At 69.3% G+C, this 11,374-nt stretch carries 11 protein-coding genes and 4 pseudogenes; 11 read left to right on the top strand and 4 right to left on the bottom strand.

The window, feature by feature from the left end:
* Positions 1–306 (bottom strand): annotated as a pseudogene (locus tag SACHA_RS22485) (hypothetical protein); the annotation flags it as partial.
* A 150-nt stretch (positions 307–456) separates the two neighbouring features.
* Between SACHA_RS22485 and SACHA_RS0115450 the strand changes: the two are divergent.
* The 3 genes and pseudogenes from SACHA_RS0115450 (at position 457) to SACHA_RS26255 (ending at position 2,470) form a co-directional block, all read left to right on the top strand.
* Positions 457–1,149 (top strand): TetR/AcrR family transcriptional regulator, encoded by a 693-nt coding sequence (locus tag SACHA_RS0115450; protein ID WP_019811119.1) that lies wholly within the window; start codon positions 457–459, stop codon positions 1,147–1,149.
* Between the two features lie 548 nt (positions 1,150–1,697).
* Positions 1,698–2,090: pseudogene (locus SACHA_RS26650) on the top strand (IS3 family transposase); the annotation flags it as partial.
* 92 nt (positions 2,091–2,182) lie between these two features.
* A complete protein-coding gene (locus tag SACHA_RS26255; RefSeq protein ID WP_028663229.1) occupies positions 2,183–2,470 on the top strand; it encodes a DDE-type integrase/transposase/recombinase in 288 nt (95 codons plus the stop codon).
* On the opposite strand, the gene SACHA_RS22475 is transcribed toward SACHA_RS26255, so the two are convergent.
* Positions 2,460–3,485 (bottom strand): hypothetical protein, encoded by a 1,026-nt coding sequence (locus SACHA_RS22475; protein WP_019811116.1) that lies wholly within the window; start codon positions 3,483–3,485, stop codon positions 2,460–2,462. The genes SACHA_RS26255 and SACHA_RS22475 overlap by 11 nt on opposite strands.
* An 81-nt stretch (positions 3,486–3,566) precedes the next feature.
* A pseudogene (locus SACHA_RS26250) lies at positions 3,567–3,743 on the bottom strand (helix-turn-helix domain-containing protein); the annotation flags it as partial.
* Positions 3,744–3,929: 186 nt separating this feature from the next.
* Here SACHA_RS26250 and SACHA_RS0115430 point away from each other — a divergent pair.
* The 7 genes from SACHA_RS0115430 to wecB all read left to right on the top strand — a co-directional run bounded on the left by SACHA_RS0115430 (position 3,930) and on the right by wecB (position 10,109).
* Positions 3,930–5,093, top strand: a complete 1,164-nt coding sequence (locus SACHA_RS0115430; protein WP_051110256.1) for a radical SAM protein — start codon at positions 3,930–3,932, stop codon at positions 5,091–5,093.
* A complete protein-coding gene (locus SACHA_RS0115425) occupies positions 5,090–5,653 on the top strand; it encodes a hypothetical protein (RefSeq protein WP_019811114.1) in 564 nt (187 codons plus the stop codon). The genes SACHA_RS0115430 and SACHA_RS0115425 overlap by 4 nt, the downstream gene beginning before the upstream one ends.
* Positions 5,654–5,754: 101 nt before the next feature.
* Positions 5,755–6,444, top strand: a complete 690-nt coding sequence (locus SACHA_RS0115420) for a hypothetical protein (protein WP_232211899.1) — start codon at positions 5,755–5,757, stop codon at positions 6,442–6,444.
* Positions 6,441–7,562, top strand: coding sequence for a phosphoenolpyruvate carboxykinase (ATP) (locus SACHA_RS0115415; protein WP_039739276.1), 1,122 nt, complete (start codon positions 6,441–6,443; stop codon positions 7,560–7,562). Before SACHA_RS0115420 ends, SACHA_RS0115415 begins: the two co-directional genes overlap by 4 nt.
* Complete coding sequence (locus SACHA_RS0115410; RefSeq protein ID WP_019811111.1) at positions 7,559–8,350, top strand: sugar phosphate nucleotidyltransferase; 792 nt, start codon at positions 7,559–7,561, stop codon at positions 8,348–8,350. The genes SACHA_RS0115415 and SACHA_RS0115410 overlap by 4 nt, the downstream gene beginning before the upstream one ends.
* Positions 8,343–8,996 carry an NUDIX hydrolase gene (locus SACHA_RS0115405; RefSeq protein ID WP_019811110.1) on the top strand — a complete coding sequence of 218 codons (654 nt, stop codon included), beginning with the start codon at positions 8,343–8,345 and terminating at the stop codon, positions 8,994–8,996. Before SACHA_RS0115410 ends, SACHA_RS0115405 begins: the two co-directional genes overlap by 8 nt.
* Positions 8,997–9,002: 6 nt before the next feature.
* Positions 9,003–10,109, top strand: coding sequence for a non-hydrolyzing UDP-N-acetylglucosamine 2-epimerase (gene wecB, locus SACHA_RS0115400; protein WP_019811108.1), 1,107 nt, complete (start codon positions 9,003–9,005; stop codon positions 10,107–10,109).
* Positions 10,110–10,173: 64 nt separating this feature from the next.
* Here wecB and SACHA_RS24035 read toward each other — a convergent pair.
* A pseudogene (locus SACHA_RS24035) lies at positions 10,174–10,572 on the bottom strand (helix-turn-helix domain-containing protein); the annotation flags it as partial.
* A gap of 135 nt (positions 10,573–10,707) precedes the next feature.
* Here SACHA_RS24035 and SACHA_RS22470 point away from each other — a divergent pair.
* On the top strand, positions 10,708–11,374 hold a 667-nt coding region (locus tag SACHA_RS22470; RefSeq protein ID WP_019811107.1), incomplete at its 3' end, for an LLM class F420-dependent oxidoreductase.

Genomic DNA, 11,374 nt, shown 5'->3' with positions numbered 1-11,374 from the left:
GTGCAGGGCGGCGTTGCGCCGTACCGCGGTCCGCCACGCGCGGGAGACCGCGTCGACGTGGTCCCGCTCCCCGCCGCCGGGCACGTTGTCGGCGTCCTCCGGGCCCGCGACCCGGCCACGCAGGTATCCGCTCAACGCCTGGGTCCACCGCTGGTGCAGTGCCAGCAGCAGGTTCTCCTCGCTGCCGAACAGGTCCCGCGCCCCGTCGATCCGGTCGAACGGGATCCGCCCGTGCGCGTCGTGATTCCCCAGTTCGACCGCGGCGTCCATGATCTCGCGTCTGCGGTAGAAGTCCTTCCAGCTCATGGCCTGACCCCCTTCTCCGGCCTCGTCCCACCGGACAGCCCCGGTGTGATCCGGGGCATACCGATGGTTTGAGTCATACTGTCGGTATGTACCTTCCGTGCTCAACATACCATCGGTACGGACACTGTGCCCGGGGTTAAGGTTGTGAGCGTGGTGACACCGAGGTCCGAACAGACGGCGACCGGTCCGGCGGGCCGAACGCCCCCGTCCGGAGGTGCGCGCTCCCGGCGGGACGACCATGCCGAGTCCACCCGGGAGGCACTGGTCGCCAGCGCGATCGCGCTGTTCACCGAACGGGGGTACGGCCGGACCTCGCTCGACGAGATCACGCGGCGGGCGCGCGTCACGAAGGGCGCGCTGTATCACCACTTCTCCGGCAAGCAGGCGGTCTTCGAGGCGGCCTTCGACGCGGTCGAGACCCGGGTGAAGGACCGGCTGGAGGCGCTGCTGCGCCGGCCCGGCCCGCCGTGGGAGCGGGCCCTGACCAGCCTGCGCGAGTTCATCGCGAGCTGTCTCGACCCGGCCTACCAGCGCATCGCCCTGCACGAGGGGCCGGTGGTGATGGGCTGGCAGCGGTGGCGGGAGGCCGAGGACCACTACAGCCTCGGGTTGATCCGGCAGAGCATGCGCGACCTCATCGACGCGGGAGAGCTCGTCGACATACCCGTGGAGATGACCTCCCGCCTGCTGCTGGGCACCCTGTGCAGCGCCGCGACCGAGATCGCGAACGCGGACGATCCCGAGAAGGTCGCCACCGAACTGGAACGGGCGATGACGGGCCTGCTCGACCAGGTCCGACGCGCCTCCCTCGAAGCCCGGGCCGACCGGCCGGGCGCCGACTAGCTCGCGCGCCGCTCCCGGTCGAGGCGTTCGAGCAACCACGAGCGCGCCATGGTCGACATGGGCAGATGATGCTCACGCGCCTTCCCGCAAGTCGTTGAACTGGTCGTCGGTCAGTCGGACATTGAACATCCGGCTGGGTCGATTCGGTCGGGTGATCCGGGTTCCGGGCGGGTACGGCCCGGTCGCCTCCGCTTCGGCTTCGAGCGCACGGGCGTCTTCCCGGGCCGCGCGCTCGGTCCTCTCATCCGTCCTCTTCGTCATCGGACTCCGCCCTTCTGTACGTTGCCAGGTCGCGCCCGCTCGCGGGCAAGGCATTCATGGCGTGCAGCCTTCCGTCCAAGTCGCGATAGGCCTGGAGCGCTTCGGTGTCGAGGTCCGACCATCAGGGTCGCGACCGGGAAGGAGGCTCGGAGGCGGCTCCGGTACGGCGACGACGCCGAGCAGGACACCGGTGCCGGCGTCACCGGCCTCTCCCAGCACGGCGTCGTCACCGACGACTAGGTGTATGAGGACGCGACGTTGGTGACTGGAGGGCCGAGACCGGTTGTACTGTGGCCGAGGTTGCTCGGGAGCTGGGGTTGAACCAGCAGACACTGCGGGACTGGGTCAACGCGCACGAGGCCGTACGTGATGACCCGGAGCCGTCGTTGAGCGTGTCGGAGCGCGCGCGGCTGCGCGAGCTGGAAGAGGAAAACCGTCAGTTGCGCATGAAGACGGAGTTCCTGGGAAAAGCTGCATCCGGATTCTATGACTGGCTGTCGCGGTCCGAGTCGGACACGGACCGGCGTCGTCGCTACTTGGGTGCCTTGATCAAGAAGTGTTTCGACGACTCCGACGGCACCTACGGACACCGGCGCATCCACGCCTGGCTGGCCCGCTCCAACGAGCCGGCCACACCGGAGCTGGTTCGCAGCATCATGCGTGAACTCGAGCTCGTGCCCTGCCAGCCACGCCCCTGGCGGCCGAGCTTGACCGAGCCCAGCACGCACGTGCTGCCGGACGCGACTTCACCGCGCGCACGCCGTGCGCGAAAATGGTCGGTGACATCACGTATATCCCGACCGGCGAGGGGTGGGTGTATCTGGCAACGGTCATCGACTGCTACTCGAAAGCCGTCGTCGGCTGGGCCATCGACGACCATTACCGCACACCACTGATCGAGGAAGCCATCCGCATGGCCGCACGCAACCACACCCTTCCCGCCCGTGCCATTTTCCATTCGGACCGTTCTGTTGAGGTCCTCACCCGTCAGCTTTGCAGGGAGGCTCAGGCGGTGGCCTGTTCGTGGTGGTCGGCCACCGGGTCGCGCTTTACACAGTGATGTGCGCCCGCCGGGCGAGTCCCCCCAGTTCGGGCATGGCGCCGTGCCGGGGCGACGTGGTCAGGGAGCCGATCAACCGCCGCGCCGAGCTGCGGGTGTGGATTTCTCCCGGGGCGTGGTGTTCCGCGAGCAGCACAGCTCGATATGCCTGGTCGTCGTGGCCGTGCTGTTGCCATGCCATCGCGAGATCGACCAGGTAGCGGCCCTTGCGTTCGGTGGTGGGCAGCGCGTCGAGGCGAACCTTGCGGGCCGCGTCCAACGCGGTGGCGGAGTCCCCCAACTTGTGGGCGCTGCTGATCTGGTGCGCCAGGGCGTAGTCACGCGCCCGCCGCAGCTGGTGGTGGTCGCTGATCCGGTCGGCCACGGCAGCCGCTTCCCGGTAGCACTCCACCGACCGGTCCCGGTCATCTCGCATGGCGGCCGCGTATCCGGCCACGCACCACAGCTCGACCGCGTGCCGCCATGCGGCCGGATGATCCTGTCGAAGCGGCAGGTCCTCGATCGCGCGGATGCCGACCCGTTCAGCCTGCTCGTAGTCACCGATCCGGCGTGCCGCGGTGGACAGCACCCGCCGGGCCTGCGCGAGCACCAGAGGATCGTCGGCCTGCTGCGCCCGGTGGACGGCACGGTCGGCCGCCATCGGCTGTAACCCGGACACCAGCAGTTTCGCCAGGGCGTGCGCGGCGAGCTGGTAACTGGTTGAGGCCAGCCCCGCGGTTTCAGCTGTCGGTGTGGCGGCCATGCTCGCCTCAGCGGTGGACACCAGCCGCGGGAGTTCGTCGGACAGCCACACGTAGCGGCACGCGTCGAATCCGACCCGCGCACGGTCCAGCCGTGCCCGCAGCTCGACCGCCGGCATCGGTGCGGCGTTGGCGCCGGTGGTGGTGAACAGGCAAGACGACATCCGCCGTTCCAGCAGCACCGCCGGGTCCGGTTCGGCGGCCGCGGCAGGTTGGGTGAACGCGGCCGCGACACCGAACGCGCCGGCCGCGCCGAGGAATGCGCGACGGTCCACCGGATCCTCCGAAGTGTGATTGTGCAGACTGGACCCAACGGTAGGCGACTGGTCGACGAGGCCAAACGTTGACGGTGGCACGTCGAGAACGTCCGCCAGCTGCCGCAGAACAGCGACGTCCCGGATCGGCTGCGCCCCGGTCTCTGCCCTCGAGACCCGCGTCTTGGTGTAGCCGATACGGCGTCCCAGCTCGTGTTGGGTCCACCCCTTCGCCCGTCGAGCCTGCCTGATCAAGTCCCCCCTGCTCGCCTGCTGCATGTGCGCCTCCAGCAACCGCGTCACCGCTCACCGTAGCGACACCGAGGCGTTTCAACCCCGAGTTGCCGGATCGGCAACCGGCGTGCCGACTCGGCACAACACGCTCCGACGGCATCCGGTGTGCGGTTACGTGGAGCTCGCCACGAGTTGGGCATCACCGCATGGCCGAGGTGGGAGGGCACGACAATGACTGTTCCCGCAGCGCAACACGTTCAAGCCAGTGATCCGGGCCGCGTGTGGGCGCCGGTCGTGGATCAGCATGCGACGTGGATCGCGGTCAATCCGGTGCAGGGCTGTCCGAAGCGCTGCACCTATTGCTTCCTCAACGAGCGCGGGCAGACCGCTGTGCCGCCGACGCAGGTCGCGTCGCCACACGAGTCGGTGAACTTGCTGCTCAGCTCGGAGTTCTACGGCCCGTCGCGTCCGGTGGCGCTCTACACCTGGACCGATGTGATGGCGCTGCCGACCTCCCGGGCGCATCTGTCCGCGCTGCTGGAGGAATGGGTGCGGCGTGCGGTGCCGAATCCGCTGGTGCTGATCACGAAGTGCCGGGTCCCGGACGAAACGATCGCGGCCATCAACTCCGCCCGCGAACACGGGGCGACGGTGCTGGTGTACCTGAGCTATTCAGGCCTGTCCCGCGAAGTCGAGCGGGGGATCCGGCACGACGCGATCGTGGACAACTTCCCCCGCTTGGCCGAGGCCGGGGTTCCGATCGTGCACTACTGGCGGCCCGCGTTCCCGAGCTCCGCCGACCGCGAAACGATGTGTCGGGTTCTGGACCACGCGGCGCGTTACGCGACCTGCACCGTCGCCGCCGGGCTCAAAGTTGAGCCCGCCGCGTTGGAACGCATGGCGAAATCCTGGCCGGAGCTGGCGAACACCCCGGGTGTGGCTGAGGCGGAGGGCGTGTATCCGCGCGCGTTCTGGAAGTTCATCCACCGCACCTGGCAGCGGCATCCCGGCTATCCGGTGTTTCACACGAACTCCTGTGCCCTGTCCTTCGTCCTTGACCGGGCGGACTCGTTCGGCGTTTTCGGCAGCCTCACGTGCCGGGTGCGCAACACCTGCCCGGTCACGCAGCGGGAGCGCTGCACCGTCGCCGACTCCCAGCGCACGCCTCCCAGCGATGACGAGGTGCGTGCCGCGTTGGCTCGCCGCGGTGTGCCGGAGGCGTCGTTCTCGTTGGTCGGGCAGGGCCGTGAACTGGTCATCGACGCGGCAGTTGGGACGAACGTCGCCGCCGCGCTGACCCAAGACCTCGGTATCCGGATCCGGGTGGCGCGGGACGGTGGGGACCCGTACTGGAGCAGCGGGACGGCTGGGGCGACGCCCATGATCCTGCCGTGAACCGCCGCCTGCTCAGCGAGCACACCATCGAGGTGTTGGGCGACGTGCGCCGTCTGCGCCGCCGGTTCGCCACGACCGCGCCCCGAGAATGGGATCCCAGCACCGCGGCCGCCGAGTTGTCCGTGCAGGTCGGGCACCTGGCGTTGTGCCTGCTGCGCGTGCACGGCGCCGACGTCGCCGGGCTCGAGGATCCGCACCGTCCCATCGACGACGTCGGAGACGAGTTGGCCGACATCGTGCTCGCCGCGTTGAGTATCACCGTTCTCGCCGGTTCCGAGCCTGTCGGCTGTGCCGAGCTGCCGCAGGCGGAAACGGCTCTTGAAGCGTTCCTGCGGCTGCTCGTGGCAGCGGGCAACCTCGCGGAGGCCGCGCTGGTCGAGCACGATTACCGCCACCGGCCCGAAGGGGACCCGCCGTCGCTGCCGCACGCCGCCGGCGCCGTGCTCGCGGCTTGTGACGTGCTCGCCGACCGGCTGGGGCTCGACCTGCTCGGCGAGTTTCGCGCGATGGTCACCGACGCGGACGGTTTCCTCGACGAGCGTGGCGGGGGTGTGTCGTGAGTCCACAGGTGGGGGAGTGCGGCGCTCATCGTCGCGACGGTGCGCACGTCATCAAGCGCCTCACTCGACAGCATCCGGCGGGCGCCCGGTTCGTCACCGCCATGAGCGCTACCGGTCCGGCCGGGATGCGGGCCTACGTCGACGCGCTCCGGGCGGGTGGGGTGCGGCTTGCCGACGACCTGCGGATCGTCGACTCCGAACCCTTGACGATCCGCCACAGGTGGGTGCCGGGACCGACCCTTCTCCACGCCGCCGGCCACACGGCACCCGCCGTCGTCGCGGCGGCCGCCACCGAGGTCACGTGTTGGGTGCGGTCCCTCGACGGCGCGGATGCGCGGCTTGACACCAACCTCGCGAACTTCTGCCTCACCGGCGGCCGCCCGGTGCTCGTCGATGTCCTGCCACCGTTGATTCCGAGTCTGCGGCCGGAGCCGGTGAACCTGTTCGACGAAATGTTCACCGCGCTGAGCTTCGACACACCGGTCCTGCTCGACGCGTTCCTCGGCTACGCCCTGCGGGCATGTCTGCGCGCACCGAACCGGGCCTCCGCTCGTGCACTACTGCCCGTCGTCGAGGAAGTCGCCGGCGACACCACCACCGCGGGCTTCCCGGCTACGTGGTTTCGTGCCCGGCTTCACCTGGCGACCCGTGCCGTGCGCGGCGAGATCCCGGTCGACTCGGTGCACGACTTCTTCTCACTCACGTCGGTGCTGGGTTTCCGTCAGGCCACCGAGCACGGCCGCCGACAGCGCATCGACATTGTCGCCCGACGTATCCGGGAGTGGTCATGACCGCACAGCCGTACGACTCGTGGACGTCGCATCTGGGTGACCTGACCTTCGAGCTCAGCGCGCCGGTGTCCTGGGCCGCGCAGCAGCGCCGATATCTGGCCGACTACCTGCCCGGCCACCTCGGCGACCAGAACCTCGGAGCGTTCCGTCTCGTCGTTCAACCCGACGACGCACGGTGCGAAGAGGTCGCCTGGGACGCGAACCGGCCACCGGTAGCCCGACACCTCGAACCAGTTCCCGGGGTGGTCCTCACCGAGACCCGCACACCCACCGGGGCTCGCAGTTACGCCGTGGCGGCCGACGCGTTGGAGCACCAGACCGGCGCCTACGCCGTCCGCGTGCACGGGCGCAGCATCGAGCTGTATCTGCACTCCACTGCGCGACGTCCACACGCACACCCTCTGCGGTTGATGCGCGAGGCGATGCTGCGCACCTACGAGGACCACGGAGGTGTCGTCTTCCACTCGGCCGGAGTCGACATCGACGGTCACGGAGTGATGATCGTCGGACCCCGTTCGGCGGGCAAAACCACGCTGCTGACCTGCCTGATACGCGCCACCCGCGGCACGTTGCTGTCCAACGACCGGCTCATCCTCGATCACCAGCGGCGCCTGGTCGCCGTCCCACTACCTGTCCCGGTCGCACGCGGCACGGTGGAAGCCGTGCCCGAACTCGCCGACGCCGTACCGGGCCTGTCCCGCCCGCAACGTCCGGTCGACACGCTCCCAACCACCTTCGGAACCACGCAGAAAGTCGAGTTCAGCGCCCGCGAGTACGCCACCGCGCTCGGTACTTCCCTCGCTCCCGGTTCCTGGTTACGGACGATCATCGTGCCCCGGCTGACCGACACCGCTGAACCTGCGACCATCCGCACGCTCCCACCAGCGGAAGCCCGGCGAGTGTTGTCAGCCAGCTGCTTCACACCCCGCGACGAGTTCTGGCGACAACCGTGGCTCGTGCCCCGCGCCACCCCCGACGCCGCACTACGGCACCACGCCGAACCGCTCGTGCGGAATGTCGCCGACACTGTCCCCTGCGTGGAGATCCGGTTCGGGATACGCAACCCACTCAGCCAACTGGAACAGCTACTTCCGACGCTGGAGACGACACTTCCATGACCAGTACCAGCTTTCCCGCGGTCGTGACCGCGGCGGGCGCGGCCACACGATTCCAGCCGTTCGCCTGCACAGTGCCGAAGGAGATGCTGCCGCTGGGCCCCACGCCCGCCGTCGAACACGTGATCCGGGAATGCCTGGGCGCCGGAACCACCGACGTCATCGTCGTCACCCGCCCCGGCGACACCCTCATCCCAACCCACGTGCAAGGTCTGCGCGCCGAGGGGATGCCCGTCGGAACCGTCGTGGAGGACCTGTCCCACGGTTACGGCAACGCCACCCCGCTGCTCACCGTCCGGGAACGGCTCGCCTCCTGTGAGGCGTTCGCGGTCGCGTTCGGCGACGACGTCCTCATCGGCGAACACTCACCCGGCGGGAACCTCGCCGCGATGCGCGACCACCTGTGTGGTGACACCGAAGGCGTCATCGCCGCGCAACACATCGATCGGAACGACACGCGCTCGTTCGGCATCGTCGACACCGCCGACACCCCGGACCGTGTCTGTAGGATTCGACAACGCCCAGCCCCGGAGACGGTGAACGAACCACTCGCGGTCGTGTCCCGCCTGATCCTGCGGCCGTCGATCCTCGACCGGCTCCGGCCCACCGAACTGGCGCGTGGTGAGGTGGACCTCGGCATCGCCATGGGCCAACTCGCCGCCGAGGCCCGCGTCTCAGTCCACCGGATCACGGGACACTGGGTCACCGTCGGCGACCCTCGCCACTACTTCGACGCCCTCCGCACCTACTGGCAGCACCACAGCCCGGCAGGAGTTCACACCCGTGACTGAGATCGACATTTTCAACGACCGCTACGAACACGTCGGCACCGACACGAAGAAGCAAGCCCACCACCAAGGGCTGTGGCACCGCACGTTCTCCGCGCTCGCCCTCAACCCGAGTCGCCGCCGCGTGATGTTGCAGAAGAAGGCACCCGGCCGGTACTCGTTCGACCGGCCCGACTACGCGGACATCACCGTCGGGGGCCACTACCACGCGGGCGAGGACGTCGAAGACGGTGTGCGAGAGGTGCACGAAGAGCTCGGCCTCCCGGTCTCCTACGACCAGCTGCATCCGATCGGGCTGCGCCAAACCGCGGTCACCCTCGCGCCCGACTACATCGAACGCGAGTTCCAGCACTGGCACCTGCTACCCGTCGACGTCGGCCTCGAAGACATCCCACTGGCCGACGTCGAGGTGTCCGGGCTCGTCGATCTGGACGTCGACGACGCGGTCGCACTGGCCGCCGGCGACGCCGACACCGTGCCCGCCCGTTTCGCCAGCCGCGTGGAGGACGGGGGCCTCCGCCACAGCGACGGCACACTGTCCCGCGCCGAGCTCGTGCCCAACTACCTCGCGCTCGACCAGCTGTACTTACGCCTGTTCGTCGCCGCCCGCCGCTACTGCACGGGCGAACGCGGACACCTGTTCTGGTAGACACCCGTGACTGTCGTTCTCGTCGTGGGAACCCGCCCCGAAGCCATCAAACTCGCGCCTCTCGCCGCGCTGCTCGGCCCCAAAGCGTTGGTGGTCGCCACCGGCCAACACCACACCGCCGGCATGACCGGCCACCTCGCCTCGGACGTCGCGCTCCACACTGCCCACCATGCGACACGGGGAACACAACTCGGCGCGATGACCAGCGCACTCGACCAGGTCTTCCGCGACACCCGGCCCGACCTGGTGGTGGTGCAGGGCGACACGACCTCCGCGCTTGCCGGGGCCCTCGCCGCGAACACGACCGACGCACCGCTGGTGCACGTCGAGGCAGGGCTGCGCAGCTTCGACCGCGCCATGCCCGAGGAACACAACCGAGTCCTCATCGACCACCTCGCCGACTGTTGCTGCGCCCCCACACACGTGGCCCGCGACAACCTCCTGGCCGAACGCATCACGCCCGACCGGGTCGCGGTCACCGGCAACACCATCGTCGAAGCCGTCCACCACAACCTGCCCGAGCCCGGGCGGCAACGACAACTCCTGGACCAGGTGGGGACCACCACCGGTGGATTCGTCCTCGCGACCCTCCACCGGCCCGAGAACACAGACGACGTGGAGACGCTGGAGACGATCTTGCGGGAACTCGCCGCGGTCCGTAGGCCGCTCGTCCTGTCGCTGCACCCGCGCACCCAATTCCAGATCACGAAATCCGGTCTCACCAAGTTCACACGCGAACTTCGATGCACCGGCCCCCTCGACTATCCGACGCTGCTCACCATGATCCGCCACGCTGCCGTCGTGGTCTCCGACTCCGGGGGTGTCCAGGAAGAAGCCACCGTGCTGAAACGCCCGGTCCTCGTCGTCCGCCGCAGCAACGAACGCCCCGAGGTGGAAGGAACCTTCGGCACACGGCTGCAACCGGGCCAGGACATCGCAGGCACCGTGAACCAGTGGCTCGCCGACATCGCGGGCACCCACGCCCGCCTCACCGGCCGGCCCTCTCCGTACGGGGACGGCACCGCGGCACGGCGAATCGCGGACGCTATGGCTCCCTACAGGCCGATGTCGTTGAGGGCGTTGTCGGCTCACTCGTCCTCCTCGCGGATGTAGCCGACGACTTCGCCGCTGGTGGGCACCCACCGGCCCTGCCGGCTGATGGAGTGCTGGTCGTGCCCCGCCGCGGTGCGCGATTGCTGGCGCCGGTGGGGTCGAGGAAGCGGCGACGCTGCAGGCCGAGGCGCCGCAGGTGGCGAGTGACGGTGCGGCGAGCGAGAGGCACACCCTCGACCCGCAGTTCCAGGGAGATCCGGTTCGCGGACCACGTGCGGCTGCGGCGTAGTGACTCGATACGGGACACGGTCTGACCCGGTGTGGCCGTCGGTTGCCGGTGCGGCGTTGAGGGCCGGTCGATCAGGCTGAGTTCACCGAACCGGCGGTAGCGGTTGACCCACTTCGAGGCGCACTGCCGCGAGATCCCCATCTCGGCGGCAACGTGGGCGATCGGACGGTGCCGGCACCGAGCGATGAGGCAACGACGGCCCTCGACAGACAGCGGGGCATTACGGTGTGACACAGGACGGGTCCTTGCGGGTCGGCGGACGAGGGACTTGGCGGTTCTCATCCTGCCGCCGCAAGACCCGTCCCCCCGGCCGACCCCGATCACCCCGCGTCAACAACCTCCCAACCCGCAACAACTAGGCTCGTCCCGGTGGACCTGAGGATCTTCACCGAACCGCAGCAGGGTGCCGACTACGACGATCTGCTCCGCGTGGCGCGCACGACCGAGGAGTGCGGCTTCTCCGCGTTCTTCCGCTCCGACCATTACCTGAAGATGGGACCCGTCCCGGGCCTTCCTGGCCCCACCGATGCGTGGGTGACGCTGGCCGGGCTGGCGCGGGAGACCTCGCGCATCCGGCTCGGCACGCTGGTGTCGGCGGCCACGTTCCGCCACCCGTCGGTGCTGGCGATCTCCGCGGCCCAGGTGGACCGGATGTCCGGCGGGCGTCTGGAGTTCGGCCTCGGCTCGGGCTGGTACGCCGACGAGCACACCGCCTACGGCATCGACCTGCCGCCGCTGCGCGAACGCTTCGACCGCTACGCCGAACAGCTCGCGGTCATCACCGGGCTGTGGCGCACGCCGGAGGGGGAGACCTTCTCCTTCGACGGCGACCACTACACGCTGGAGGACGCCCCGGCGCTGCCGAAACCGGTGCAGCGGCCCGGCCCGCCGGTGATCCTCGGCGGCACCGGCCGGACCCGTACCCCGGAGCTCGCCGCCCGCTACGCCGACGAGTTCAACCTGCCGTTCAGCGACCGCGCCACCGCCCGGACGCAGTACGAGCGGGTGGCGTCCGCCGCCTCCGCCGCGGGCCGGG

The sequence above is a fragment of the Saccharomonospora halophila 8 genome, from assembly GCF_000383775.1.
GTDB classification, from domain to species: Bacteria; Actinomycetota; Actinomycetes; order Mycobacteriales; family Pseudonocardiaceae; genus Saccharomonospora; species Saccharomonospora halophila.
Note: the sequence above shows the minus strand (reverse complement) of the source record. Positions and strands in the feature narration are given on the sequence as shown.